Source organism: Actinomadura sediminis, from assembly GCF_042675525.1.
Lineage (GTDB): Bacteria > Actinomycetota > Actinomycetes > Streptosporangiales > Streptosporangiaceae > Spirillospora > Spirillospora sediminis.
Window position 1 is genome coordinate 43,103 of the sequence record NZ_JBHTJA010000027.1, and the last position, 25,234, is coordinate 68,336.

The 25,234-nt window shown below is 73.5% G+C and carries 21 protein-coding genes, 1 tRNA gene and 1 pseudogene; 15 read left to right on the forward strand and 8 right to left on the reverse strand.

Annotated features, from left to right (window positions below; translation table 11 throughout):
• The first annotated feature begins 332 nt into the window (after positions 1-332).
• Entirely contained in the window at positions 333-902 is a 570-nt protein-coding gene (locus tag ACFQ11_RS16000) for a potassium channel family protein (RefSeq protein WP_378299157.1), read from the forward strand.
• A 197-nt stretch (positions 903-1,099) separates the two neighbouring features.
• Positions 1,100-2,584 (forward strand): hypothetical protein, encoded by a 1,485-nt coding sequence (locus tag ACFQ11_RS16005; RefSeq protein WP_378299159.1) that lies wholly within the window; start codon positions 1,100-1,102, stop codon positions 2,582-2,584.
• 314 nt (positions 2,585-2,898) lie between these two features.
• Here the strand turns inward: ACFQ11_RS16005 and ACFQ11_RS16010 are convergent, their stop codons facing one another.
• Together ACFQ11_RS16010 and ACFQ11_RS16015 are read right to left on the reverse strand one after the other, a co-directional pair.
• The gene (locus ACFQ11_RS16010) at positions 2,899-4,392 is read right to left on the reverse strand and encodes a hypothetical protein (protein WP_378299162.1); all 1,494 of its coding nucleotides are present in this window, start codon (positions 4,390-4,392) and stop codon (positions 2,899-2,901) included.
• A 114-nt stretch (positions 4,393-4,506) separates the two neighbouring features.
• Positions 4,507-4,653 (reverse strand): hypothetical protein, encoded by a 147-nt coding sequence (locus ACFQ11_RS16015; RefSeq protein WP_378299164.1) that lies wholly within the window; start codon positions 4,651-4,653, stop codon positions 4,507-4,509.
• 747 nt (positions 4,654-5,400) lie between these two features.
• On the opposite strand from ACFQ11_RS16015, the gene ACFQ11_RS16020 reads away from it, so the two are divergent.
• Genes ACFQ11_RS16020 through ACFQ11_RS16035 form a run of 4 tightly spaced genes read left to right on the forward strand, consistent with a single transcriptional unit; the run spans position 5,401 to position 9,382 of the window.
• Positions 5,401-6,315, forward strand: coding sequence for an ABC transporter ATP-binding protein (locus ACFQ11_RS16020; protein WP_378299166.1), 915 nt, complete (start codon positions 5,401-5,403; stop codon positions 6,313-6,315).
• A complete protein-coding gene (locus ACFQ11_RS16025) occupies positions 6,312-7,136 on the forward strand; it encodes a hypothetical protein (protein WP_378299168.1) in 825 nt (274 codons plus the stop codon). The genes ACFQ11_RS16020 and ACFQ11_RS16025 overlap by 4 nt, the downstream gene beginning before the upstream one ends.
• A gap of 45 nt (positions 7,137-7,181) precedes the next feature.
• Positions 7,182-7,916 (forward strand): response regulator transcription factor, encoded by a 735-nt coding sequence (locus ACFQ11_RS16030; protein ID WP_378299170.1) that lies wholly within the window; start codon positions 7,182-7,184, stop codon positions 7,914-7,916.
• A complete protein-coding gene (locus ACFQ11_RS16035; protein ID WP_378299172.1) occupies positions 7,913-9,382 on the forward strand; it encodes a sensor histidine kinase in 1,470 nt (489 codons plus the stop codon). The genes ACFQ11_RS16030 and ACFQ11_RS16035 overlap by 4 nt, the downstream gene beginning before the upstream one ends.
• A gap of 108 nt (positions 9,383-9,490) precedes the next feature.
• On the opposite strand, the gene ACFQ11_RS16040 is transcribed toward ACFQ11_RS16035, so the two are convergent.
• Complete coding sequence (locus tag ACFQ11_RS16040) at positions 9,491-9,709, reverse strand: hypothetical protein (RefSeq protein ID WP_378299174.1); 219 nt, start codon at positions 9,707-9,709, stop codon at positions 9,491-9,493.
• Positions 9,710-9,876: 167 nt separating this feature from the next.
• Between ACFQ11_RS16040 and ACFQ11_RS16045 the strand changes: the two genes are divergently transcribed.
• Together ACFQ11_RS16045 and ACFQ11_RS16050 are read left to right on the forward strand one after the other, a co-directional pair.
• Positions 9,877-10,017: a hypothetical protein gene (locus ACFQ11_RS16045; protein ID WP_378299176.1), complete on the forward strand. Its 141-nt coding sequence runs from the start codon at positions 9,877-9,879 to the stop codon at positions 10,015-10,017.
• 365 nt (positions 10,018-10,382) lie between these two features.
• Positions 10,383-10,577 carry a CsbD family protein gene (locus ACFQ11_RS16050; protein ID WP_378299178.1) on the forward strand — a complete coding sequence of 65 codons (195 nt, stop codon included), beginning with the start codon at positions 10,383-10,385 and terminating at the stop codon, positions 10,575-10,577.
• Between the two features lie 66 nt (positions 10,578-10,643).
• On the opposite strand, the gene ACFQ11_RS16055 is transcribed toward ACFQ11_RS16050, so the two are convergent.
• Positions 10,644-14,180, reverse strand: coding sequence for an indolepyruvate ferredoxin oxidoreductase family protein (locus ACFQ11_RS16055; RefSeq protein ID WP_378299180.1), 3,537 nt, complete (start codon positions 14,178-14,180; stop codon positions 10,644-10,646).
• Positions 14,181-14,282: 102 nt separating this feature from the next.
• On the opposite strand from ACFQ11_RS16055, the gene ACFQ11_RS16060 reads away from it, so the two are divergent.
• Complete coding sequence (locus ACFQ11_RS16060; protein WP_378299182.1) at positions 14,283-14,783, forward strand: Lrp/AsnC family transcriptional regulator; 501 nt, start codon at positions 14,283-14,285, stop codon at positions 14,781-14,783.
• A 794-nt stretch (positions 14,784-15,577) separates the two neighbouring features.
• On the opposite strand, the gene ACFQ11_RS16065 is transcribed toward ACFQ11_RS16060, so the two are convergent.
• Positions 15,578-15,651: transfer RNA gene (locus tag ACFQ11_RS16065), tRNA-Arg, on the reverse strand.
• A gap of 114 nt (positions 15,652-15,765) precedes the next feature.
• Here ACFQ11_RS16065 and ACFQ11_RS16070 point away from each other — a divergent pair.
• The 4 genes from ACFQ11_RS16070 to ACFQ11_RS16085 all read left to right on the forward strand — a co-directional run bounded on the left by ACFQ11_RS16070 (position 15,766) and on the right by ACFQ11_RS16085 (position 19,573).
• The gene (locus ACFQ11_RS16070; RefSeq protein ID WP_378299185.1) at positions 15,766-16,533 is read left to right on the forward strand and encodes a phosphotransferase; all 768 of its coding nucleotides are present in this window, start codon (positions 15,766-15,768) and stop codon (positions 16,531-16,533) included.
• A 34-nt stretch (positions 16,534-16,567) separates the two neighbouring features.
• Positions 16,568-17,413, forward strand: coding sequence for a cobalamin biosynthesis protein (locus tag ACFQ11_RS16075; protein WP_378299187.1), 846 nt, complete (start codon positions 16,568-16,570; stop codon positions 17,411-17,413).
• Positions 17,410-18,903, forward strand: coding sequence for a cobyric acid synthase (locus tag ACFQ11_RS16080; protein WP_378299189.1), 1,494 nt, complete (start codon positions 17,410-17,412; stop codon positions 18,901-18,903). The genes ACFQ11_RS16075 and ACFQ11_RS16080 overlap by 4 nt, the downstream gene beginning before the upstream one ends.
• 79 nt (positions 18,904-18,982) lie before the next feature.
• Entirely contained in the window at positions 18,983-19,573 is a 591-nt protein-coding gene (locus ACFQ11_RS16085; protein WP_378299191.1) for a DUF1444 domain-containing protein, read from the forward strand.
• On the opposite strand, the gene ACFQ11_RS16090 is transcribed toward ACFQ11_RS16085, so the two are convergent.
• On the reverse strand, positions 19,557-21,104 hold the full coding sequence (locus tag ACFQ11_RS16090) for an ArnT family glycosyltransferase (RefSeq protein WP_378299193.1): 1,548 nt from the start codon (positions 21,102-21,104) through the stop codon (positions 19,557-19,559). The genes ACFQ11_RS16085 and ACFQ11_RS16090 overlap by 17 nt on opposite strands.
• A 122-nt stretch (positions 21,105-21,226) precedes the next feature.
• Between ACFQ11_RS16090 and ACFQ11_RS16095 the strand changes: the two genes are divergently transcribed.
• Positions 21,227-21,865, forward strand: a complete 639-nt coding sequence (locus ACFQ11_RS16095; RefSeq protein WP_378299195.1) for a LysE family translocator — start codon at positions 21,227-21,229, stop codon at positions 21,863-21,865.
• A gap of 6 nt (positions 21,866-21,871) precedes the next feature.
• Here ACFQ11_RS16095 and ACFQ11_RS16100 read toward each other — a convergent pair whose 3' ends face one another.
• The gene (locus tag ACFQ11_RS16100; protein WP_378299197.1) at positions 21,872-23,281 is read right to left on the reverse strand and encodes an amino acid permease; all 1,410 of its coding nucleotides are present in this window, start codon (positions 23,279-23,281) and stop codon (positions 21,872-21,874) included.
• A 168-nt stretch (positions 23,282-23,449) separates the two neighbouring features.
• Here ACFQ11_RS16100 and ACFQ11_RS16105 point away from each other — a divergent pair, with 168 nt between their 5' ends.
• Positions 23,450-24,421, forward strand: a complete 972-nt coding sequence (locus tag ACFQ11_RS16105; RefSeq protein ID WP_378299200.1) for an alpha/beta hydrolase — start codon at positions 23,450-23,452, stop codon at positions 24,419-24,421.
• A gap of 4 nt (positions 24,422-24,425) precedes the next feature.
• Here ACFQ11_RS16105 and ACFQ11_RS16110 read toward each other — a convergent pair.
• A pseudogene (locus ACFQ11_RS16110) lies at positions 24,426-25,234 on the reverse strand (hypothetical protein); the annotation flags it as partial.

Below are 25,234 nucleotides of genomic sequence, written 5' to 3' on the forward strand. Positions count from 1 at the left end.
CGCCCGTGCGCATGGTCGGGGATCTCCGCACCGACGGCCGGCGGTTCAAACGAGCATGGAGGAGACATGTCCAGCAGTTCCCACCGGGAGGGAGAGCACGTGGCGCCGCGGAACGGAGGAGACCCGGTGGGAATCGTCCGCCGCGGCGAGGCGCGGCTGGACGAGTGGCGCAGCCGGACGGTCGTGCCCATGGTGGTGGCCGGGGTGGCCTTCCTGGCGGCCTACGCCTGGCCGATCATCGACCCCGGGCTGCCCGGCCTGTGGCGGGGCGTCTGCGGCGCCGTGGTGACGGTGGTGTGGGTGCTGTTCGCCGCGGACTACCTGGTGCGGCTGTGGCTGGCGCCGCGCCGCTGGGAGTTCGTCCCCGCAACTGGTTCGACCTGGTGGTGCTGCTCGCGCCGATGCTGCGGTCACTGCGGCTGGTGCAGGTCATCATGGTGCTGGGCCTGGTCAACAAGCACGCGTCGACGACCCTGCGCGCCAGCGTGTCCCGGTACGCGGCCGTGGCCGCGGTGCTGATCGTGTTCTGCGCGGCGCTGGCGGTGCTCGACGCCGAACGCGGGGCGCCCGACGCCGTCATCACGACCTTCCCGGACGCGTTGTGGTGGGCGGCCACCACGGTGACGACGGTCGGCTACGGGGACCTGTATCCGGTCACGATGGGCGGCCGGCTCGTCGCGAGCGTGCTGTTCACCGCCGGGATCGCGCTGCTGGGTGTGGTGACCGCGACGCTGGCCTCGTGGTTCGTGGAGAAGTTCAACGAGGGCCAGGAGAGCGCCGCGGCCACGCGGCAGCAGGTCGCCGAGCTCGCGGCGGAGGTGCGGTCGCTGCGGGCCGAACTGGCCGCCGAGCGAGCGGAGCCCCCGGCCGCCGCCTCCGGCGAAACCGCCAAAGCCGACTGATCGCCGCAGACGAGCGCGTCACGTCTCCGTGGCGGCGTGGCCCACCCACGCGACGCCGTCGCGATCGGTGACGAAAAGCGCGAACGTTACGATCTTCCGGTCATCTGACTTGTCCGTGGTCGCGCCGCCGTGTGCCTGCGGCGACTCGTCCGCTGTCCCGGGGGCGGGTTTCGGATCGTCCCTCTCACCGAAGGAGAATGGCAGCCAGCAAGACCGTCGCCGCCCTCGCGCTCGTGGGGGTGCTCGCCATGGGATCGGCGGGGTGTTCGCCGAGCGGTGGAGAAGAGGCGGCGGGCGCGAGCGGGGGCGGTGACGGTGGCGGCGCCGTCATCGACAAGCCGGCGCTGAAGAGCAGGATCCAGCCGCCCGCGGCGTTCGACGCCACCGCCGGGTGGGAGATCCAGGCCCGCTGGCTGGCACCCGAGCAGCCCTTCCCGTACGCGGTGTCGGTGACGAGCGGCAGGATCGCCTACCTGGAGAAGGGACGGGACGACTTCACGCTGAAGGTGCGCGACGCCGCGGGCAAGCTGCTGGCGACCTCCCAGCCCTGGAAGTCGCCGCAGGTCACAGAGGATCAGATGGCGAGCAAGCCCGGCTCCTTTCCCGCCGTTCCCGTCATCACCCTCGTGAGCGGCGGTGCCCGCGAGTACTTCGCGGTGTGGATGGCGGGCAGGAAGGCGAAGGACGAGCTGCACGAAGCACGGCCCGTCATTTCCGTCGTCTTCTATCCGGTCGCCGCGTCCGGCGGGAACATCGCTCCGTCCGGCAGCGCCGACGTCGATGTCGAAGACGACCGCCGGTACGTCTTCCCCGGGAGCGCCGGGATCGTCGTCTCGCACGAGATCGGCGACACCCACCTGGTCTCGCCGGACGGGAAGGTGTCCGTCTTCGGCGAGCAGGCCAAAGTGCGGATCGGGAACAATGCGGTCGACCCTGACCCGGCCTTCGCGTACGCGGGGCACAGCGGCCTGATCACCAACGCCGAGGAACAGAACGACCCCTACGAGGGCGGCGGGTTCGGCGCCGCCGGTGGATGGCACAGCACGCAGGTCGCCCCGCCCGGCGCCGCGCCCGTCCTGACGTGGACCAGCGTCAGCAGCGGCTCGAAACGCAAGCCGAACGGGCTCCTCGTCGGCGCTGCCGGCACGAACCTCATCGCGACCTGGACCAAGGGCGACAAAGCCGCCCACTTCGGCGGCCGGGAACTGCTGACCTCCGTGCACGAGGCGGCGAACGGCAAAGTACGGGCCACCGCACCCTGTGCCACCGAGCCCCACGACTACGAAGCGGACATCCCCAACCCCGATCGGCGGCTGACCCGGCTGCCCGCCCTCTCGCCCAGCGGCGCATATCTCTCCTCGGCCGCCACCCTGTTCGACCTCAAGGCGGGTAAGGGCCACTGCCTCGGCCAAGAGGAAGGCGCCAAGGACATCACCCTGTTCGCGGTCGGCGACGACGGCATCGCCTACGGAACCGCGGGCCCCGAACCGCTGGACGAGCCCGCCGTGCCGATCTCCGTGAACGCCGCCACCGGCGCCGTCACCACCCTCCCCGCCCAGACCGTGCTCCCCGACGCCATCGTCAAGGGCGGAGGCGTCTTCATCGACCGAGGCGCCTTGGGCCCGGTCGAGGCCAATGGCGGGGACGTACCACGGATGATCGTGCTCACCTCGAAGAAGTGACTCCACCGTCCCGTCCGGAGCCCTGGCGGCGCGGGACCCAGCCCTCGGCACCGCCACGTTCGGCGAACCGCACCCGGGCGGCAGGGCCGGACGGGACGGCCGTCACCCCCCGACCTGTACGAACGCGTGCACGGGGTCATGCGGAGCATGGCCGGGATGGCCGGGAGCCGGGGCGCCCGCGTCGGGCGGCCGCCCGGCTTCGATCCGGCCGACCACCGCGAGGGCCACGCGGTGGAGTGCGGCATCAACCGGCTCGAACGCCACATGCACTGGCCGCCAGGTTCGGCAAGCTCGCCGTCCGCTACCAGGCCAGATCACGCGGCGAGCCGCCGACGCACCAGCCGTGCCTCGTGGGGAGCCTCCTCAGGCCACGAGGCGGCCAGGTCCCGCAGCAGCTCGCGATGCTCACCGATCAGATCCTCCTCGGAGAGCCGCTCCGCTCCCGCGATCTGGACCGGCACGGCCTCGCAGCCGACCGCCCGGAGCAGCGCCTCGACCATCCGGCGCCCGGACGCGTCGAACAGCGCCTCGACCGCCTCCACCCGGTCGTCCATCGGCACCGCGGGGTCGAGGAAGACCCGCTCGATCGCGGCGACGACCCGCTCGTCCGGCTCCTCCCACTTCCCGAGGCAGGTGTCCACTGCCCGGAACAAGCGCGACCGGACGAGCGGCGGGAGGTCCGGCCGCGCGAGCAGGTCGGCCAGCAGCCGCGCGTCCCCGGGATCGGCGATGCAGGCGAGCGCGTCCAGCGCGCTCGCCTGGCAGGCCCCTTCCTCGGTGCCGGGGATCGACGTAAGCGGCTGCGACAGTACATGCCGGGCGAGAACCCGCACGTCCGCGTGGTAGGGCTCGGTACTCAGGCCGAACCGGGTGAGACCCTCGCCGCTACAGAAGTGGTCGAGTGCGATGCCCACCGCCGCCACTCGTCCGCTGTGCAGCAGAGCCCGGAACGCCGCCCGGTGGGCCTGCTCACTCGTCGGGCTGCGCATCTCGTCGAGCGCCCGCGCCAACCTCGGGCTTCCCGGGTCCACCCCGTCCCAGTACGTGCTGTGCGGCCCGGGATCCAGCGCGTGCCGGAGGAAACCGGCGCCGTCGTCCTCGGCGGCGAGGTCCTCGAGCAGCTCCCGATGGGCGTAGAAGCGCCGCCCGGTCGCCAGCCCGGCCGCCGCGTCCCGCCTTGGCCCCGGGTCCTCTTCCTCGGTCACAGTGCGTACCAGCAGCGCCGTCACCTCGTCCCCGCGCGCCTTGCTCAGCGCCTGGACCGCCTCCCGCCGTTCTCGGACATCGCGCGAGGAGTCGAACGCCATCTCTTCGATAAGCGCGGCCAGCCCCGGCTCGTCCGAGATCGACAGCACCGCCCCCGCGACGCTCAGCGCGTTGGAGAGCAGCGACCCGTCGGGACGCCGGCGCAGGACGGCCAGGACGGCCGTCCCGTCCTCGGGCCGTACATCGTTCTTGATCGCGAGCAGTGCGCTGGCGTGGTCGGCGCCCGCGAAGGCGATGTCGTCCTCCGGTCGGGGCGGGCCCGCCAGCATCTCCCGGGCGACCGCCATGACCTCGTCATGGAAGCGCTCGAAGGGGTTCTCCTCACCGAACCGGCTGGTGGCGCCGGCGCGGTCGTAGAAGTCGAGCGCGACCCCGCGAGCCGCCACATCGTCGCTGCGCAGCAGGACCAGGAACGCCCGCCGGAAATCGTCCGCGCTCTCCGCCGTTCCGGTGGCGTCGAACGCGGCCTGCAGCTCGGCGTCGTCGAATTCGCAGTTCCAGTACCAGGAGCCGAACTCCCGGAGGAAGGCCATCATGAACACCGCGCCGATTAGACCACCGACCTCCCACCCCGGCGACCCGTTTTCCGCTCCGACAGAGCCCCGGCGCCCGACTCTCGCCGCGACCGGATATCCCGTCCCCGGATAGTCGCGCTCTCAGCACTGAGCAACGTCAAGGAACACCCGCATGGCTTCGGTGGCGATCGTCTCATGCAGGTGAGCGACGGCGGTGACTTCGCCGGCGTAGTAGCCGTTCAGGAAGGTGCCGTCGCAGGCGTGCCGCAGCAGCCGGTCGCGTCCCATCCGGTTCCGCGGAGCGTAGACGCGGCCCCAGCCGTCGGCGCGCCACAGCAGGGCGTGCCTCCGGCTGCGACGCCCCCGCAGTGCACGGGCGGCCAGCGGCGCGAACCGTCCGAGCGCAGTCCGGTGGTCTGGACGAGCGGTAGGTGGCCGTCGTGCCAGTCGGCGGCCGGCGACGCGAGACCGACGGAAGGTCTGGGCGGCCGGCTCACAGGCTTCGGCGGGACGGGCGTCGTGGCCCAGGCTCGTCGCCTGGTCCGGCTTCACCAAGGACGGGTCGATGCTCGGGTTCGCGGAGCGGGACAAGGCGAGCGCTGACTGGTGCAAGGCGTCCGCCTTGTGGAAGTTGGGCAGGTAGGCGAACGCCCCCGCTGATGTAGAGGTAGAGACGCTACGAATCCCAGAGGTCCTCACCGCACTTGGCCCGGGGTTCTCTTGCCGCAGCGGTGCTGGGACTTGCGGCCAATGGGCCGGCCGCCCTCCCTCTGGTCGTCAAGACGGGAGTTCCATGCCGACATTCTCGGTGGCGAGATCGTTTTCGGGTGGCGGTGGGAGTGCGAATCGCTAGCGTCTCGGCAATTGGCGATGTGGTGGTGCGCGGTCTCTGGGTGTTCGCTGTGAAAAGGGCCGGTGCGGTGTGGGTGGATGGGCGGTGTGCCTCCCGGTGGTCGGGTGTCGCGGGGCCGGGCTCACATGGTTCTCCCAGGAGTACTCAGAAACCGGTCATCTCGCCCGGCCATGATCTGGCCCATGACACGAATCGAGATACGGGGGCTGACCAAGCGCTACGGGGCCGACACCGTGGTGGACGACGTGTCGTTCACCGTCGAGCCCGGACAGGTGACCGGATTCCTCGGGCCGAACGGCGCCGGCAAGTCGACGACGATGAGGATGATCATCGGTCTGGCCGCTCCCACCCGGGGTTCGGTCACCATCGGCGGGCGCCGCTACCGCGACCTGCCCGTGCCGCTGACCGAGGTGGGGGCGCTGCTGGACGCGGGGGCCGTCCACGGTGGCCGGAAGGCGTACGACCACCTGCTGGCGCTGGCCGCCGGCAACGGCCTTCCCAGCCGCCGGGTGGACGAGGTGCTGGCCCGTGCCGGGATCGAGGGTGTGGCCGGGAAGCGGGCCAGGGGCTTCTCGCTCGGCATGCGGCAGCGGCTCGGCATCGCGGCGGCGCTGCTCGGCGACCCGCGGGTGCTGATCTTCGACGAGCCGGTGAACGGGCTCGACCCCGAGGGGATCCGCTGGGTGCGGGACTTCATGCGTTCGCTCGCCCGCGAGGGAAGGGCGGTGCTGGTGTCCAGCCACCTCATGGCCGAGATGGCGCAGACCGCCGACCACCTGGTCGTCATCGGCCGCGGCCGGCTCATCGCCGACACCGGCATGAGCGCGTTCCTGCGTGCCAACGGGGAGGGCACCGTGCTCGTCCGCACGCCCGATCCGGGTTCCTTCGCGGTCCGGCTGACCGCGGCCGGCGCCACCGTGCGGGAAGGGCCGGAAGCCTCGCTGGTCGTCTCCGGCATGACCGGTGAAGAGATCGGCAGGCTCGCCGCCTACCACGGCGTCGTGCTCAGCGAGCTCACGCCGCAGCGGCCCTCGCTGGAGGACGCCTTCATGGAACTGACCAAGGACAGCGTCGAGTACCAGGGGGCATCGGCATGAGCTCGCCCGCGACGACGACCGTCGGCACGCCCGCCACCGGGCACAGGGCAGGCCTCGTCCACTCGCTGCGCGCGGAGTGGATCAAGCTCCGCAGCCTCCGCTCCACCTGGTACACGCTGGCCGTCCTCTTCCTGGTCGGGCTCGGCATCACCTTCCTCGCCCTGAGCTCCGCGGGTGAGGAGTACCCGGCACTGACGGCCGCGGAAAAGCGGTCGTGGGACCCGGTCGGCCTCAGCCTGAGGTCGTTCATCGTCGCCCAGCTGATCGTCGGCGTGCTGGGCATCCTGGTCGTCACCTCCGAGTTCGCGACCGGCCTGATGTGGACGTCGCTGGCCGCCACGCCCCGCAGGCACCGGCTGCTGGCCGCCAAGACGGTGGTGGCCGCCGCGCTGGCCGGGGTGGCGGGCCAGTTGCTGATGTTCGCCTCGTTCTTCCTCGGCCAGTTCCTTCTGGCGGCGCAGGACGTGCCGTACGCGAGGCTCGGCGATCCGGGCGTGCTGTCGGCGGTGGCGGGCGGCGGGCTCTATCTCGCGGCGATCGCGCTGCTCGCGGTCGGCCTCGGCACGATCATGCGGGCCACGGCGGGAGCGCTGGCCACCCTGGTGGGGGTCGTGCTGCTGGTGCCGGCCCTCGCGGAGCTCTTCCCCTCCCGGCTCCAGGGACTATTCGACTTCTGGCCGACCCTGGGCGGGGCCGCGGTGCTCGCCGGCGTCCCGGATCCCGAGTACCCGCACCCCTGGCTGAACCTGTTCGGGATGTGCCTCGGGGTGGGCGCCGTGCTGGCCGTCGCGTTCGCCGTTTTCCGGCGCCGCGACGTGTGACGGCCCACGAGGGTTCGGGTGCCGGGCGTCCATATCCTGGCCGACATGGAAGGGAACGGGCGGGGGGCGATGAAATCCAGGGGTGGTGACGAGCGGCTGCTGGTGGTGGACGACGAGGACACCGTCCGTGAGCTGCTCTCGGCGACGCTGCGTTTCGCGGGTTTCCAGGTGACCTCCGCGGCTGACGCCGCCGAGGCGGTCGCCGCGGCCACCGCGGAGCCTCCCGATCTGGTCCTGCTCGACGTCATGCTGCCGGACATGGACGGTTTCGAGGTGGTGCGGCGCCTGCGCGAGCTGAGCCTGCCGGGCCGGGGCGGGCCGGTCCCGGTCCTGTTCCTCACCGCACGCGATCAGCAGGCCGACAAGGTCACCGGGCTGTCCCTGGGGGCCGACGACTACGTGACCAAGCCGTTCGACCTGGAGGAACTGATCGCGAGGATCCGCGCGATCCTCCGCCGCACCACCGGTCACCAGGCGGACGTGTTGCGGGTGGGCGAGCTCGTGCTCGACGTGGAGGGGCACCAGGTGACGCGGGCGGGGCGGCCCGTCCGCGTCTCTCCCACCGAGTTGCGGCTGCTGCGCTTCCTGATGGAGAACGCCGGGCGCGTGGTGTCCAAGGCGCAGATCCTCGATCGGGTGTGGCGCTACGACTTCGGCGGCGACGCCAGCATCGTCGACACCTACATCTCGTATCTGCGGCGCAAGGTCGACACCGGGGAACCCAAGCTCATCCATACCGTCCACGGCGTGGGCTACGTGCTCCGCGAGTCCCGGAGGTGAGGGATGTGCTCGGCCGGTTCTCGCTGCGGGCCAGGCTGCTGCTGCTCACCGCGTGCCTGCTGCTGGCCGGGCTGACCCTCGTCAGCGCGGTCGTCTCCGACCACCTGGAGCGCTACCAGCTCGGCCGGACCGACGGCCGGCTGCGCTCGCTGACCGCGATCATCGCCCGCATGCCGTCCACCGGTCCGCCCCCGGCCGGAGACCTCCGCGATCGCACCGACCTCCTCGACCCCGCGCTCGACCTGGTCGGCGCCCCCTACCTGGTGTACCTGGGCCCGAACGGCGCGGTGGTGTGGGGCGCCCGCTCCACCAGGCTGAGCAACGCCGCCCTGCCGCCACCCGGCGAGCTGCGCGCGATCCCCGCCGACGGAACGGCCGTGACCCTGCGGGCCGCCGACGGCTCGGTGCGCTGGCGCGCCGTCGCCCGCCCGACCACCGGACGGGACGGGACGGTGATCGCCTCCGCGCCCCTCGCCGAGGCCGACGCCACCATCGCCAGGCTCCGGACCAGCAGCCTGATCAGCGGTGCGGCGCTGCTCGTCCTGCTGACGGCGGCCGGCTGGTTCGCCCTCGGCCGGGGCCTGCGCCCGCTGCGCCGGATCGAGCACACGGCCGCCGCGATCGCCGGTGGCGACCTCACCCGGCGCGTGCCCGTGATCGCCCCGCCGAGCACGGAGATCGGGCACCTCGCGGCGTCCCTCAACACCATGCTCGGCCAGCTCGAACAGGCCTTCGCCGACCGGGCGGCGTCCGAGGCCCGGACGCGCGCCTTCGTCTCGGACGTCAGTCACGAGCTGCGCACCCCGCTCTTCGTCATCAAGGGCTCGACGGACCTCTACCGGATGGGCGGGCTGCCCGGCCGCGCCGACGTCGACGAGGCGATGCGGCGCATCGACCGCGAGGCCACGAGGCTCACCGCCCTCACCGAGGACCTGCTGCTCCTGGCCAGGCTGGACGAGGCGCCGGAAGGGCAGCTCGACCGTGCCCCGATGGACCTGCGCACCCTGGCCAACGACGCCCGGCACGACCTTCGCGCCCTGGACCCGTCCCGTCCGGTCGAACTCACCGGGCCGGGCGGCACCGGGACCCCCGGCCCCGCCCCCGTCCACGCCGACGAGTCCCGGCTACGGCAGGTCGTCACCAACCTCGTCGGCAACGCCGCCGCCCACACCCCGCCGGGCACCCCCGTCCGTATCGGCGTCGGCACGGCGAACGGCCGGGCCGTGCTGGAGGTCGCCGACGAGGGCCCGGGAATGACGTCTGAGCAAGCCGACCGGGTCTTCGACCGCTTCTACCGTACCGACCGCTCCCGAACCCACGCGGACGGCGCCAACGCCGGACTCGGCCTGCCCATCGCCCGCTCCCTGGCCCGAGCCCACGGCGGCGATGTCGAACTGGAGACGACCCTGGGCGAGGGCGCCCGCTTCCGCCTGACCCTGCCGCTCCTGGACACTCAGCAGGCGTAGCCTGCCACCGGGCCGCACGGTGCGCCTTCTAGCCTGCGCGATGACACCGCCGGCCTCGTCATCGCCAGGGGTAAGAAGAGCCGGCGCCGCCGTGGTCAGCGCAACCGGTCACCCCACGTCGAGGAGTTCCTCTCCGGTGGCCGGCCGTCCGATGATCAGGCCGCGGTCGTCCTGGCGTGAGGCGAGCGCAGCGGCGTGGTAGACGCGCCAGGCGACGTCCAGTCCCGCGGGGGAGAACGCCCGGTCGAGATCGGGGAGCCCGGCCTGCGTGTAGCGGGGCCTGGCGGTGGTGGCGGCCGCCGAGGACTCCTGCAGCGAGTCGTGCATCGTCACTTCCTCGGGTTGTTGCAGGTCCGGGTTGGTGCGGGTGTGGTCGCCGACGTCACCTGCCGACCGCTTGTGTTCTCGAAGAGTGCAGTCACCGCAGGGGGCTGGGGCCGTTCTTCCCTCTCGACTCCCGGTCCTGGTCCGGCTGTGTGGGATGGGCTGAGGTCATGGACGGCGCCAGCCGTTTTGCGACGGCATGCAACGCGTCCGCCGCTGCGCGGAGCTGCTCCACGGCCGGGCTCATCCCCCTGGACGACGAGGGCGCGCGCGCCTTCGCCCGCCGCTACCTCGTCCCGATCCTGCGCTGAGCGCCGCAGCCGTCCCGGCCTCGGGCCCGCCCGGACGTGAGCGCCGCCACGCATGGAACGTCCGACATGGGGGACATTGTCGGCCGTACGGCGTGGAGGGAGACGAACGTGGCACTGCTGGACGGTCTACGGCGAAGGAAGGCGAAACGGTCCCGGGGGCCCCGCGCGGAGCGCCGGGTGCCGACCTTCCGGGAGATGCACGCGAGGATGCGGACCGAGCGCGCGGAGGCCCGGCTCATGGAGACCGAGGCCAGAATCCACCATGAGGCGGAGCTGTTCCGCCGTGGCGGGCGCCGCGCCTAGGACGGCCGCGCCCCGTCCACCCGTACGGGCCGTGAAAGGCGGACTCCTGGAAAGGAGGGCCCATGGGCATGCTCGGCAAGCTCAAGAACCGGGCGCAGCGCGCCAAGGGCCGCGCGAAGGAGAGCGCGGGACGCGCGTCGCGCGATCCGTACCTGGAGGCGGAGGGCCGCAAGGACCGCGTCTCGGGCGGCGCCAAGCAGGCCGGCGAGAAGGCCAAGGACGCGGCCCGCGAGATGGGCCGCACCACCGGCCGCTGAGCCGGGAGCACGCCCGACACCGGACGCCCCCGCACGCACGTGCGTGCGGGGGCGTCCGGCCGCCGGTCAGCGGGTCACCGGTGCGCGTTCGGTGCGCCACGCGGCCAGCAGCTCGCGGAGGCGCTCCTCGTAGCGGGCGATGTTCGCCGTCTTGACGTCCTCGTAGCCGCGGACCATGTCCGGCAGCTCCGCGATCTGTACCGCGAGGTCGTGCCGTTCCGGGGACGCGCCGTCGCGGAGCCCCGCGACCAGCTCGTTGACGACGGCCACGTAGCCGGTGACGAGGCGGCGCTCCTCGCGGCGCTGCGCGGCGGCGCCGAACGGGTCGAGCGGGGTGCCGCGCAGCCGCCGCATCGCGCGCAGCGCGCGGAACGCCGGGCGCGCCGTCCGGCCGAGCGCGATCTTCCGGTCCAGCCCCATCGTCCGGAGCAGCGGCGGGTGCAGCAGGTACCGGACCTCCGCGCCCTCGCCGAACCGCTCCTCGACCCGCCGGGCCAGCTCGGGGTCCAGGTGCAGGCGCGCCACCTCGTACTCGTCCTTGTAGGCCATCAGCTTGTGCAGGTTCCGCGCGACGGCGACCGCGAGGCGCTGCCCGTCCGCGCCGCAGGCCCGCTCGGCGGCGGCGACGCGCAGCACGACGGCCAGGTACCGCTCGGCGAGCGCGAGGTCCTGGTAGGCGGCGAGGTCCGGCACGCGGATCCGCAGGGCGCGGGCCAACTCGCCGTCCGCCCCGGACGCGTCGACCAGGCGTGCCGCGGCGGGCGCGGTGCCGTCCAGCGGGCGCCGCACCGGCGCGGGGGACGGCGCCGCGGGCTCGTCCGCCCGGTCCGGTTCGAGGACGAGCCGCCGTCCCGCCCGGAACGCCTGCACGTTCGCGTCCACCTGGACCCCGTTGAGCGCGAGCGCCCGCTCGATCGCGTCCGCCGACACCGGCAGCAGTCCCGCCTGGTACGCGGCGCCGACCACGACGAAGTTCGCGGTGGTCGTGCTCCCGAACCAGCGTTCGGCGAGCGCGAGGGCGTCGAACGCGACCAGGCGGGCGGCGTCCGTGCGGTCCGCGATCCGCCGGACGAGCCCGGCGCTCGGCGGCAGCGCCGCCGACGGGTCGGTGACCATGCGCCCGGTCGGGACCTCGCTGGTCGACACGACCGCGGCGGTGCGCCCCGGCGCGCAGCGGCGCAGGTTCGCGTCGGACGTCCCGGCCAGCGCGTCGAACACCAGGTAGGCGTCCGCGCCGCCCGCGCCGACCATGCCGGGACGGTCGCGGCCGGCGTCCCCGATCCGCAGGTGCGACACGACCGCGCCGGCCTTCTGGCTGAGCCCGGTCTGGTCGAGCGCGCGGGCGTGCCGCCCGTCGAGCAGCGCGGCCATCGCGAGGACCTGGTTGACGGTCACCACACCGGTCCCGCCGATGCCGACGAGCAGGACGTCCGCCGCCGCGGGACGCGACTCCGGTTCGGCGAGCGCCCCGATCTCCGGCAGGCGGCGCGGCGCGGCCTTCGCCTCGCCCGGGACGACCGTCAGGAACGACGGGCAGTCGCCGTCCACGCACGAGTAGTCCTTGTTGCAGGACGTCTGGTCGATCTGCGTCTTGCGCCCGAACTCCGTCTCGACGGGCGCCACGCTCAGGCAGTTCGACTTCACGCCGCAGTCGCCGCAGCCCTCGCAGACCGCCTCGTTGATCAGCACGCGGGTCTGCGGGTCGGGCGCGAGGCCCCGCTTGCGCTTGCGCCGCGTCTCCGCCGCGCACGCCTGGTCGTACAGCAGCACGGTCACGCCGGGCGTCGCGCGCAGCTCCCGCTGGACGGCGTCCAGATCGTCCCGGTGCCGGACGCGGACGCCCGGGGCCCAGTCCGTCCCGCGCGGGTAGCGGGACGGGTCGTCCGCCACCACGACGATCTTCGCGACGCCCTCGGCGTGCAGCATCCGGGTGATCGCCGCCGGGTCGGAGCCGCCGTCGGCGTCCTGCCCGCCGGTCATCGCCACGGCCGCGTTGTAGAGGATCTTGTAGGTGATGTTGGTGCCCGCCGCGACCGCCTGCCGGATCGCGAGGCCGCCCGAGTGGAAGAACGTCCCGTCGCCGAGATTCTGGAACATGTGCTCGGTGTCGCTGAACGGCGCGGCGCCGACCCACATCGCGCCCTCGCCGCCCATCTGCGTCGTCCCGATGCTGCGGTCGGTGAACACCGTCATCACGTGGCAGCCGATGCCGCTCGCGGCGATCGACCCGTCCGGCACGACCGTCGACCGGTTGTGCGGGCAGCCCGAGCAGAAGTACGGCGTGCGCGCCGCCCCCAGCAGGGTGATCGCGGGCTTGCCCGGCCGCAGCGCGGGGTCGCGCAGGTCCAGGTGCTCCGCGCCGATCCGGTCGGCGAGGAACCGGGCCAGCGCCCGGACGATCCGGTCCGCGTCGAGGCCGCCGTCGAGCGGGACGAGGGCGCCGTCCGGCCCCGGCCCGGGGACGCCGGCCGCCGGCTCCCCGTACGCGGCCGGCCCGCGCTTGCCGTACACGGCGGGACGGTCCGCCGCACCGTACAGGACGTCCCGGATCTGCGTCTCGACGAACGCGCGCTTCTCCTCCACCACGACGATCTCGCGGAGCCCGCGCGCGAACTCCCGCACCCGGTCCCCGTCCAGCGGGTGGACCAGCGCGAGCCGCAGCAGCCGGACACCCCGCCGGGCGAGCGCCGCGTCGTCCAGCCCGAGCCGGTCGAGGGCCTCGCGCAGCTCCAGGTAGGTGCGCCCGGCGGCCACCAGCCCGATCGCCGCGTCACCGGTCGCGCCCTCGATCCGGTCGAGCCCGTTCGCCGCGGCGTACGCGGTCGCCGCCCGCAGCCGTCCCTCCAGCACCTCGGGCTCCAGGGCCACCGTGTCCTTCAGGTCGACGCCCGGCCGCCGCGTCGGCCGCCACGGGCGGCCCCGCCACGCGAACTCGGGGAGCACCGGGTCGGGCACCGGCGCGACGTCCACCACTTCGTGCGAGTCGGCGACGTCCGTGACGAGCTTGAAGCCCGTCCAGGCACCGCTGAACCGCGACATCTCGAACCCGTGCCGGCCGAGCCGCAGCACGTCCCCGACCGACGCCGGGACGAGCACCGGCATGAACGCCTCGGCGAGCGCCCCCTCCGTCGCCGACGGCAGCGTGGACGACTTGCACGACGGGTCGTCGCCCACCACCGCGAGCACCCCGCCCCGCGCGGACGTCCCGAGCCAGTTCGCGTGCTTGAAGGCGTCCAGCGACCGGTCCACGCCGGGCGCCTTGCCGTACCAGAGACCGAAGACGCCCTCGTAGCGGGGGCCGGGGAGGTGCTCGGCGAGCTGCGAACCGTAGACGGCCGTCGCCGCCAGCTCCTCGTTCACGCCGGGCACGAACCGGATGCCGTCCGCCTCCAGCAGCGCCGCGTCCCGCACGAGTTGCTGGTCGAGCCCGCCGAGCGGCGAACCGCGGTACCCCGAGACGAACCCCGCGGTCTTCCAGCCGCGCCGGGCGTCCGCGCGCCGCTGGTCGAGCAGCAGCCGGACGAGCGCGTGGACCCCGCCGATCGCGATCCGTCCCCGGTCGAGTTCCAGCCGGTCGCGGAGCGGGGAAGCGATGCTATGCATGCCTGCATTAGCTCGCTGCGGTGAGCGTTATGCAATATGGTCGGACGGTACTTGAGCAGATTGCTCAAATCTGGACCGGACGAACCGCGAAGGCTGAGCGCTGTGACGCGTACCACTCTCCTCGACCTGCAGATCCTGCGGCGGCTCGTCGAGCAGCCGCGGATCGGCGTGACCGAGCTGGCCGCGAAGCTCGGCATCGCCCGCAACACCGCGCACGCCCGCGTCGAGCGGCTCGAACGGGAGGGCGTCATCGGGCACCGCGGCCGGGAGGTCGACCTCGGCGCGCTCGGCTTCGAGCTGACCGCGTTCGTCACCCTGGAGGTCGCGCAGGGACGGCTGCGGGAGGCGGCGGCGGGGCTGGCGGCGATCCCGCGCGTGCTGGAGGTCCTCGGCATCACCGGCCAGGGCGACCTGCTGGTGCGCGCGGTCGCGCCGAACGGCAAGCAGCTCCACGAGGTGATCGACTCGATCCTCGCGTGCCCGGGCGTCCGGCGCAGCACCACCTCGATCGTCCTCACGGACCAGGTCCCGTTCCGCGTCGGCCCCCTGCTGGAGGACGAGGAGAAGCGGGCCCGGTCCGCGGAACGGAAACCCCGCGGGTAGCCGTTCCCGGTCAGGAACCCCCCGCTCCGCCCACACGGCCTCCCGCGCGGGACCCGGCGCGTCCAGGGCCGCCCAGAACCGGACCCGCCGCCCGACCCGGCGTGCTTCGTCCACCATGCCGTGCAGCCGCGCACGAGCAGGCCGGAGCCGATCGGGCAGCACAGCAACGGCGCCGATGAGGGGCTTGGCCCACGGGCGGCCTCGGTGCCGCCGCCGGACGTCCCGCAGCCGCACGGAGCCGTCGTCGCCGGTGAAGTCGCCGACCCAGCCTGCCGCCGTCCTCCATCCGTTCGGCGGCGAACATGCCCGGAACGCCGCTGCCGTCGGCCCGGTGGGCGCCGGCCGCGTCGGCGAGGAGGCTCCCTCCCGCTCCGAGGCCGAGCAGGAAGCCCACGCCGCACCACACGCCGAGCGTGAAGCCCGAAAGGAAATGCGCGGACGGGGCGTCCCACTGGTGCAGGGGACGGGGCGATGACCCGCACGAGGTGACCATCGGACTTGACCGAGCCGGTGCCCGCCTCTGGAGGTACTCCGGGCGCGGGCATCGGCTCATTCGGTGCGTGAAGCTCTCCCGGTCGCGCGGTCGCAGGTCCCTAGATGATGGCTTTTCTCGCAGTCGCGGGCCTGCGGTGGCCGTTCGGGTCCTGACAGCGCTGAGCGGTTGCCCGGTCCGGGGGGGCGACGACCCGGCGCCGACACACGAGCGAACATCGAGCGAACACGGGAACGAAGTGGGGCGTTTCGGGCTCGATTTTGGAATTTTGGCAGTGGTAAGACCCCTGGTCAGGGGGTTGCGCGCCCGGCAGGATTCGAACCCGCGACCGTCGGATTAGAAGTCCGATGCTCTATCCAGCTGAGCTACGGGCGCTCGGCGACCGGCTGGACGCCGGGTCACAGTGTAAGGCGGAGCGTCGTCTGGCTCCACATCCATATCGCCGCGCGCGGCCGTGCCGCTGTCGTGGGGCGCATATCTTTGGTGGCCGTGGAAGGTGAGGTGCCGCTCTCCGGGACGGGGGGCGTGGTGCGGGTGGCGGACACGGTGCGGCGGCCGGTGGGGGCGCACAGTGCGGCGGTGCGCGGGTTGTTGCGGCATCTGGAGGGCGTGGGGTTCGAGGCGCCGCGGGTGCTGGGGACGGACGAGTCGGGCCGCGAGGTGCTGAGCTGGGTGCCCGGGGAGGTGCCCGGACGGCCGTTGCCGCGGTACGCGGGGACGGACGACGCCCTGCGGGGGGTCGCGGGGTTGCTGCGGCGGTACCACGAGGCGGTGCGGTCGTTCGGGGTGCCGGACGGGCCCTGGGATCAGGGGTCGTACCTCGACGGGGAGCCGGAGATCGTCGGGCACTGCGATGTGACGCCGGAGAACGTGGTCTTTCGCGGGGAGGTGCCGGTCGCGTTGATCGACTTCGAGCTGGCGCGGCCGACGCGGCGGTTGTACGACGTGGTGACGGCGCTCCGGCATTGGGGGCCGATCGCGGACCCGGCGGACCGGGACGCGGTGTGGTACGGCGTCGATGTGGGGCGGAGGCTTCGGGTGTTCTGCGACGCGTACGGGCTGTCGCGGGGGGAGCGGAACGAGGTGCTGCCGGCGGCGCGGGTGCGGTTCGAGCGGTCGTACGAGGCGATGCGGGGGAGGGCCCGCGGGGGCGGGAGCTGGGCGCGGGTCTGGCAGGGTGGGGCGGGGCTTCGCATAAGGCGGGCTCAGGATTGGCTGGAGCGGCACTGGGATGAGCTTGACGCGTGTCTCCGCTGAGGGGTTGGTCCTCGGTGTGGTTCTGGACGCGGTGGTGGGTGATCCGAGGCGGGGGCATCCGGTCGCGGGGTTCGGGCGGGTCGCTTCGCGGCTGGAGCGCGCGGTCTACCGGGATTCGCGGGCGGCGGGGGTCCTGTACGCGGGGCTGCTCGTGGGCGGGGCCGGTCTCGCGGGGTTCGCGGTGGAGCGGGCCTGCAGGGGGCCGTGGGCGACGGCGCTCGCGACGTGGGCCGTTCTGGGCGGGACGTCGCTGGGGCGTGAGGGCCTGCTGATGGCGGACGCTCTCGGGCGGGGCGATCTCGAGGGTGCGAGGGCGCGGTTGCCGCATCTGTGCGCGCGGGACCCGAAGGGTCTGCGGGCGGACGAGCTCGTTCGTGCGACGGTCGAGTCGGTGGCGGAGAACACGAGCGACGCGGCCGTCGCGCCGTTGGTGTGGGGCGCGGTCGCGGGGATTCCGGGGTTGTTCGTCTATCGGGCGGTGAACACGCTCGACGCGATGGTCGGGTACCGGAACGCGAGGTACGAACGGTTCGGGTGGGCGGCGGCGAGGCTCGACGATGTCATGAACTGGGTGCCCGCGCGGGTCACGGGGGCGCTCGTGGCGTCGTTCGGCGGGCCGGGCGCGTGGCGGGTGCTGCTGCGGGACGGCGGGAACCATCCGAGCCCGAACGCGGGGCGGTGCGAGGCCGCGTTCGCGGGGGCGCTCGGTGTGCGGCTGGGCGGGACGAACTCGTACGGGGGGCTGGTGGAGCGGCGTCCGGAGATGGGGGACGGGCGGGCGCCGCGGGTGCCCGACATCGGGAGGGCCGTCCGGTTGTCGGCGGCGGTGACGTTCGCGGCGGCGGGGCTGGCCGCGGTGGTGGCGTGGAGGCGCGGGTGAGCGGGCTGCTGGTGGCGGGGACGACGTCGGACGCGGGGAAGAGCGTGGTGACGGCGGGGTTGTGCCGGTGGTTGCGGCGCAAGGGGGTGCGCGTCGCGCCGTTCAAGGCGCAGAACATGTCGCTGAACTCGATGGTGACGGAGGACGGCGCGGAGATCGGGCGGGCGCAGTACATGCAGGCGCAGGCGGCGGGGGTGACGCCGCGGGCGCTGATGAATCCGGTGCTGCTGAAGCCGGGGAGCGACCGGCGGAGCCAGGTGGTGGTGCTGGGGCGTCCGGTGGCGGAGGTCGACGCGCTGGAGTACGGGAGTCACAAGGAGCGGCTCCGGGAGGTCGTGCGGGAGTCGCTCGCGCAGTTGCGCGCCGAGTTCGATGTGGTGGTCTGCGAGGGGGCGGGCAGCCCGGCGGAGATCAACCTGCGGGCCGGGGACATCGTGAACATGGGGCTGGCGCGGGCGGCGAACCTGCCGGTGGTGGTGGTCGGCGACATCGACCGGGGCGGTGTGTTCGCGTCGCTGTTCGGGACGGTCGCGCTGCTGGAGCCCGCTGATCAGGCGTTGATCGCCGGGTTCGTGATCAACAAGTTCCGGGGTGCCCCCGAGCTGCTGGAGCCGGGGCTGGAGCGGCTGCGGGAGCTGACGGGGCGCCCGACTCTGGGTGTTCTGCCGTGGAAGCTCGGGCTCTACCTGGATTCGGAGGACACGCTGGCGCTGGACGCTCCGCGGCCGGACGCGCGGGCGCCGTACGGGCGGGAGACGCTGCGGGTGGCGGTCGTGCGGTTCCCGCGCATCTCGAACTTCACCGACCTGGACGCGCTGGCCTGCGAGCCCGGCGTGGTCGTGCGGTACGCGGCGAGCGCGGGCGATCTCGCGGACGCGGACTTGGTCGTCCTGCCGGGGACGCGCGCGACCGTGCGCGATCTGGCGTGGCTGCGGGAGCGGGGGATGGCGGACGAGGTCCTGCGGCGGGTGCGGGAGGGGCGGCCGGTGCTCGGCGTGTGCGGCGGCTACCAGATGCTCGCGCGGGAGATCCGGGACGACGTGGAGTCGGGTGAGGGGAGCGTCGCGGGGCTCGATGTGCTGCCCGCGAGCGTGGTGTTCGGCCGGGAGAAGGTGCTCGGACGTCCGGGCGGCTCGGCGTACGGGGAGCGCGTGGAGGCGTACGAGATCCACCACGGTGTCGTGTCCGTGGAGGGCGGCGAGCCTTTCCTGGACGGGTGCAGGCAGGGCGGTGTGTGGGGCACGACCTGGCACGGCGCGATGGAGAACGACGGGTTCCGGCGGGCGTTCCTGGCGGACGTCGCGGGCGCGGCGGGGCGCGACTTCGTCCCGGCGCCGGACGTGTCGTTCGCCGCGCTGCGGGAGGCGACGCTGGACGCGCTCGGCGATCTGGTGGAGGAGCACCTCGACACGGACGCGGTGTGGCGGCTGATCGAGCAGGGCGCGCCCGCGGGACTGCCCGTGGTGCGTTCCGGTGTCAAGGGACGGTAAGGGCCGGGACGCGTGAGACGGGCGCGGCGGTAGGGTGATCCACTCGAAGGTGCGGCCGACGTATCAGGAGGAATACCCCGTGACCGACCCGAGTCTCATCGTCCCGCTGATGAAGGCGCGGGTGCCGGCCGAGGTGCAGCTCGAGTTCCCGCTTCCGACGGACGAGGAGCCGGTGCGCGACCCGTTCGCCGGCGACCTGTACGTGACGTACGCGCTGGAGCACGCGGACGAGAACGGCCGCCGGTACGAGCACGTGGCGCGGCGGCACTGCGCGGAGCTGGGCGTGGAGCCCGGCGAGCTGCGCGCGCGGGCGGTGCTGAACCTGCGGGACCGCCGTCCCGAGCTGGGCCTGAACTGGTATCCGGACGTGCGGGCGGTGACGGTCGCGCTGGGCGGTCTCGAGGCGAGCCTGCTGCTGGACGACGGCTTCCTCGACAAGCTCGCGCAGGACGTGGAGGGCGACCTGGTGGTGGCGGCGCCCGCGCGGGACGTGTTCGTCGCGTCGGGCACCGGTCACCCGGAGGGCGTCGACAAGCTGCGCTGGGCGGTCGCGCAGGTGTGGGCGCGGGACGCCGACCCGGCGTGGGACGCCCCGGCGTCCGCGCTGCTGGGGCACGACCTGCTGGTCCGGCGGGCGGGGGCCTGGGAGATCCTCACGACAGTGTCTTGAACTCGGGCCACAGCTCGGTCCAGGTGCCGCGGAGGCCGCGGCAGATCCAGACGGGCTTGCCCTGTTCCTCGTTGTCGAGGTCGACGCCGTTGTCGATGCGCCCGGCGGGGCGGACGTCCGTCCAGAAGCGCCGGAGTCGCGCGGCGCCCGCGACGCTTTCCGGGCCGACGACGATCGCGGTGGCGGCCGTGTCGGGCGGGCGTCCGAAGTACCAGTAGCCGTTGTGGCCGCTGTAGGCGCGGGGGAGCCCGTGGCCGGGCCCGTACCGGTCGATCGCGCCGGCCTCCCCGTAGTTGCCCACGATGATCGTCGCCGGTTCGCCCGGTGGGAGCGTGCGGTGCACGCGGGCCACTTCGGCGACGAACCGGGGCCAGCCGACGGTCTCGGCGCCGTCGGGGTTGACGGCGGGCTGCGGGGTGCTCGCGAGCGTGGCGACGGGGTAGACGGGCAGCGTGAGCAGGACGGTCGAGACGCCGGTGACCGCGTAGGCGGGGACGGTCGCGGCCCATCCCCAGCCGCGGGGCGCGCCGCGCCGTTCGACCTCGACGGCGCCCGCCGCCCACAGCGCGGCCCACAGCCCGGAGAGGTAGTAGGGCTTGCCCGCGGTGGCGAGGAACACGACGTTCAGCAGCAGGTAGGCGTGGCCGATGAACCGGTACGGGGCGAGGTCGGCCGACCGGTAGAGCCGCCACAGCCCGTAGATCCACAGCCAGGACAGGACGACGCCGGTCAGCACGAGCTGGAACGGGAGGAAGCCGGGCCGCCCGCCGAAGTCGGCGTCCCCGGCGATCGCGTCGGCCATGTCGAGCTGCGGCCAGCCGTGGCGGGCCTGCCAGAGCAGCCCGGGGACGGCGGCGGCGGCCGCGAGGGCGGCGCCGGCGGCGAGCAGCGGGCGGCGGAGGAGGTCGCGGGGCCCGGCGATCAGCAGCCCGGCGACGAGCGCGGCCAGCGCGACGGGCGCCAGGTACTTGACGTTCACGGCGACGGCGGTCACCGCGCCGGCCGCGAGGAGGAGCCGCTGGTCGCGGGTCCGTACCCAGCGGATCGCGAGCCAGGCGAGCACCGTGGTGAGCAGCATGTCGAACGTCGCCGTGGAGAGGGTGTGCCCGGACGCGATCGCGAACGGGCACACGGCGTACGCCCCGGCGGTGAGGAGCTGCGCCCGGCGCCGCCCGCCCAGCTCGCGGGCGGTCAGGCCCGCGACCAGGATCCCGGCGGCGACGCAGAGGGCGGACGGGACGCGCAGCGCGACGAGCGAGTCGCCGAACAGCGCGGTGATCGCGCGGGCGAGCAGCGGGACGAGCGGCGGCTGGTCCGGGTAGCCCCAGTCGAGGTGCCGCCCGGCGACGCGGAAGTACAGCTCGTCGCGGTGGTACCCGTAGCGGGCGCTGAGGGCGAGGAGGACGAGCGCGGCGCCGCCCGCGACGAGCAGCAGCGGCCGCCAGGCGGGCGGCGCCGGGGCGGTGCTCGCGGGCCGGCCGGGCGGGTCGGGGTCGGATCGGTCGGGCGCCTCGGACGCGGGGGCGGACACACGCGCACCCTACGCCGCATTGTGGCCCGCGTCACGATCTATTGGTGTCCGGGCCCGGTCACGGGTTCCGCGGCCGAATATTCGGTGGGAGTTCCGCGGCGTCCGGCGTACCGTGCGGCCTCATGGTGACGCTGCATCAGCTGCTCGGGTTCTCCGCGATGGCGCTGGCCATCATCGTGATCCCCGGGCCCACGGTCCTGTTCGTCGTCGGCCGCGCGCTCGCGCACGGGCGCCGCACCGCGCTGACGAGCGTCGCCGGGAACGCGCTCGGGCTGGTGGCGCTGACGGTGGCGGTGGCGGTCGGCGTCGGGTCGTTGGTGGAACGGTCCGCGGTCGTGTTCACGGTGCTGAAGACGGCGGGCGCCGCCTACATCGTGTACCTGGGGGTGCACGCCTTCCGGAACCGGGGCGCGCTGCGGGAGGCGGTCGCCGAGACCGGGGAGGCGCGGACGCGGGGCCGCGAGCTGTGGCAGGGGTTCGTGGTCGGCGTGACGAACCCGAAGACGGCGGTGTTCTTCGCCGCCGTGCTGCCGCAGTTCGCCGATCCCGCGCAGGGGCGCGTCCCGCTGCAGATGACGGTGTTCGGGCTGCTGTTCGCGGTGCTCGCGCTGCTGTGCGACAGCGTGTGGGGCCTGGCCGCGGGTTCGGCGCGGGCGTGGTTCGCGCGGTCCCCGCGGCGGCTGTCGGCGATCGGCGGCGCCGGCGGGATGATGATGATCGGGCTCGGCGTGACCGTCGCCGCGACCGGCCGCAAGGACTGAGCGGGGTCACGGCGCCTTCGTGAGCGTCTGCGGCGCGGCGACCGGCGGCGTCTTCCCGAACCGCTTGCGCAGCGGGTAGGCGGCGGCGACGACCGCGAGGCTGACCAGGGACGCGACGAGCTGCGAGCGGCGCTCGTCCATGAGCGCCATCGAGACCAGGACGGCGCCCAGGGCGGCGATCACGATCCAGGTGAGGTACGGGAACAGCCACATGCGGTAGGTGAGGCTGTCCGGGTCCTCGCGCCGCAGGCGCGCGCGCAGCCGCAGGTGGGAGAACAGGATCGCCAGGTAGACGAACGCGAGCACGACACCGATCGAGTTCATCAGGAACGCGAAGACCTGGTCGGGGGACGTGTAGGAGGCGATGACCGCGGCCCACGCGGCGACCGTCCCGAGCAGGATCGCGCGGACGGGGACGCCGCGCCGGTTCAGCTTCACGAGCCCGGCGGGGGCGTCGCCGTCGCGGGTCAGCACGTACAGCATCCGGGACGAGACGTAGATCGCCGAGTTCAGCACCGACAGGACGGCGGTGAGGATGACGGCCTGCATGAGGGTGCCGGCGGCGGGGACGTCGAGGTGCTCCAGGGCGCTGACGAACGGGCTGGTGAGGACCTCGGCGGCGTTCCACGGCAGGATCGCGACGACGAGCAGGATCGAGAACACGTAGAAGATCGCGACGCGCCACAGCACGTTGCCGGTGGCCTTCGCGACGGCGCGTCCGGGTTCGGAGCTCTCCGCGGCGGCGATGGTGACGATCTCGGTGCCGCCGAACGCGAACATGACCGCGACGATCGCGGTGAAGATCGCGCCGGCGCCGTTCGGGGCGAATCCGCCGTGCGCGGTGAGGTTGCCGAGGCCGCCGGGGGAGTCGGGCCACAGGCCGAGCACCCACAGGACGCCGAGGACGATGAACACCACGATCGCGGCGACCTTGATCGAGGCGAACCAGAACTCGAACTCGCCGAAGGACCGGACGGACACGAGGTTGACGGCCGTCATCACGACGAGCAGCGCGGCGGCGAGCGTCCAGGCCGGGAGGTCGATCCACGCGGCGAGGATCGCGGCGCCCGCGACCGCCTCCGCGCCCACGAGGATGACGTAGAGGTACCAGTAGATCCAGCCGATCGTGAACCCGGCGAACGGGCCGAGCGCCATCCGCGCGTACTCGGCGAGGGATCCCGCGACGGGCCGCGCGACGACCATCTCGCCGAGGGCCCGCAGGACGCACAGGACGAGCGCGCCCGCCGCCGCGTAGGACAGGACGGCGGCGGGGCCCGCGGTGCCGATCACGGCGCCGCTGCCGACGAACAGCCCGGCGCCGACCGCGCCGCCGATCGCGAGCATCGTCATGTGCCGGCGGCGGAGCCCCGTCCGCAGGCCCGCGGACCGGGGCGCGGCGTGTTGAGTTTCGGACATTCCCTCGTGTTCCCGTGCTCGCCTGCTGGACGGACCCACCCTAGATGACCTGTGCGGGTGCCGATATCCGGCATATGGGGTGTCCGAAATGTGGACGGTGGCCGGGGCGGCGGGCGGACGCCGTACGCTGAGGCCCGGCGCCGAAGATCGAGATCGAGGGAGGCCCGGATGGGCGAGGTCGTGGCGACGGACGTGCTCGGCCCCGGTTACGAGGCGATCGAGCTGCCGATGGGCCGGGACGCCGAGGGGGAGGTCGTCGCGACGTTGGTGCGGCGCCGCCGCCCCGAGCCGTCCCGCCGCGCGGTGCTCTACCTGCACGGGTTCGTCGACTACTTCTTCCAGCGGCACCTGGCCGACTTCTACACCGGCCTCGGGTTCGACTTCTACGCGCTCGACCTGCGCAAGTACGGGCGCTCGCTGCGGCCCCACCAGACGCCGAACTACATCGAGAGCCTCACCGAGTACTTCGCGGAGATCGACGAGGCCGTCCGGATCGTCCGGGAGCGGGACGAGCACGGGACGCTGCTCCTGAACGGGCACTCCACCGGCGGCCTCGTCGCCGCCCTGTACGCCGACCGGGTGCGCGGGAAGGGCGTGGTCGACGGCGTCTTCCTCAACAGCCCGTTCCTGGACATCAACGAGCCGTGGCCGATGCGCAAGCTCGGCGCCGGGCTGGCCCGCGCGCTGCGCCCCCGGCTGCCGAAGGCGCCGCTGCCCGCCGGGCTGTCCGACCTGTACGCCCGCAGCCTGCACCGCGAGCACGAGGGCGAATGGGACTTCGACCTCGCCTGGAAGCCGCTGCTGGGCTTCCCCGTCCGCGCCGCCTGGCTGGACGCCGTCCGGCGCGGGCAGCTCCGCCTGCACCGCGGCCTCGCGATCGACGTGCCGGTGCTGGTGATGGCGTCCACCCGCAGCGTCCGCCCGTCCCGCCGGTCACCGGACGTCTCGGGCGCCGACGCCATCCTCGACGTCGAGCACATGGCGCGCTGGGCGCCCCGGCTCGGCCCGCACGTGACGCTCGTCCGGATCGAGGGCGGCCTGCACGACCTGGTGCTGTCGCCCGAGCCGGTGCGCGGGCGCGTGTTCGAGGAGCTGGCCCGCTGGACGAACGGGTACCTGCCGCCCGAACCGGCCCGCTGACGGGCTACTCGAGGATCTTCGACATGTCGAAGTCGTCGAACTCGGCGGTGACGTCCTCGGCCTGGTTCCCGCCCCGCTCGATGCGCAGCCCGATCCAGCCGTTGGGCAGCGGCTGCTCGCCGTCGGTCTCGTCGATGACCCGCTCGCCGTTCACCCAGAGCCGCAGGCGGACGCTCTCGCCGCCGTCCCGCCCCTCGCAGGCGATCTGGATCTCGTTGGGGCCCTCCTCGTCCCACCCGCCGGACGAGTCGACCGTCGCGAGGTCCTTGGTGCCGATGTCCCCGTTGACCTTGCGCAGCAGCGCGCCCTGACCGTCGTTGCGGACCAGGAAGACGTACTGCCGTGCGCCGTCGTCGTTCGACCGGCACGTCATGCCGAACCGCGCGTCGGCGGGGCCCTCGCGGGCGGCGACGGTGACGGTCGCCAGGACGGGGTCGGGGAAGTCGTTCACCTCGCCCTTGGGCACGAACGCCGACACCGACGAGTCCGAGCCGGACGTCCGCATGCGGTACCGGTCGTTCGCGTAGAGCTGCCTCTCGCCGAAGGTGTACCAGCCGGAGTCGCTGCTGGCGAAGGTGTCGCTGAACGCGGTCGCGAGCTTCTCCGGCGGCCCCCCGCCGATGACCTTGTAGCCGACGAACGCGATCAGCACGGCGGCCGCGAGCACGCCGGCGCCGATGGCCAGCGCACGGCGCGGGACCCCGCCGCCCGGACGTCCGGACGGACCGGACGCCGGCCGCGAGACGGGCGGCACGGGCGGCGCCGGGGGTGCGTCGTCGCGGGTCGCGTCGCCGCCGAGCAGGGCGGTCGCCG

What these genes read in the sequence shown, in the direction of transcription:
- ACFQ11_RS16005 (WP_378299159.1), top strand. Translation starts at nt 1,100, where the DNA reads ATGGCAGCCAGCAAGACCGTCGCCGCCCTCGCGCTCGTGGGGGTGCTC.
- ACFQ11_RS16015 (WP_378299164.1), bottom strand. Translation starts at nt 4,653, where the DNA reads ATGGGACGCGACCGGCTGCTGCGGCACGCCTGCGACGGCACCTTCCTG.
- ACFQ11_RS16020 (WP_378299166.1), top strand. Translation starts at nt 5,401, where the DNA reads ATGACACGAATCGAGATACGGGGGCTGACCAAGCGCTACGGGGCCGAC.
- ACFQ11_RS16025 (WP_378299168.1), top strand. Translation starts at nt 6,312, where the DNA reads ATGAGCTCGCCCGCGACGACGACCGTCGGCACGCCCGCCACCGGGCAC.
- ACFQ11_RS16030 (WP_378299170.1), top strand. Translation starts at nt 7,182, where the DNA reads ATGGAAGGGAACGGGCGGGGGGCGATGAAATCCAGGGGTGGTGACGAG.
- ACFQ11_RS16040 (WP_378299174.1), bottom strand. Translation starts at nt 9,709, where the DNA reads ATGCACGACTCGCTGCAGGAGTCCTCGGCGGCCGCCACCACCGCCAGG.
- ACFQ11_RS16045 (WP_378299176.1), top strand. Translation starts at nt 9,877, where the DNA reads ATGGACGGCGCCAGCCGTTTTGCGACGGCATGCAACGCGTCCGCCGCT.
- ACFQ11_RS16050 (WP_378299178.1), top strand. Translation starts at nt 10,383, where the DNA reads ATGGGCATGCTCGGCAAGCTCAAGAACCGGGCGCAGCGCGCCAAGGGC.
- ACFQ11_RS16055 (WP_378299180.1), bottom strand. Translation starts at nt 14,180, where the DNA reads ATGCATAGCATCGCTTCCCCGCTCCGCGACCGGCTGGAACTCGACCGG.
- ACFQ11_RS16095 (WP_378299195.1), top strand. Translation starts at nt 21,227, where the DNA reads ATGGTGACGCTGCATCAGCTGCTCGGGTTCTCCGCGATGGCGCTGGCC.
- ACFQ11_RS16100 (WP_378299197.1), bottom strand. Translation starts at nt 23,281, where the DNA reads ATGTCCGAAACTCAACACGCCGCGCCCCGGTCCGCGGGCCTGCGGACG.
- ACFQ11_RS16105 (WP_378299200.1), top strand. Translation starts at nt 23,450, where the DNA reads ATGGGCGAGGTCGTGGCGACGGACGTGCTCGGCCCCGGTTACGAGGCG.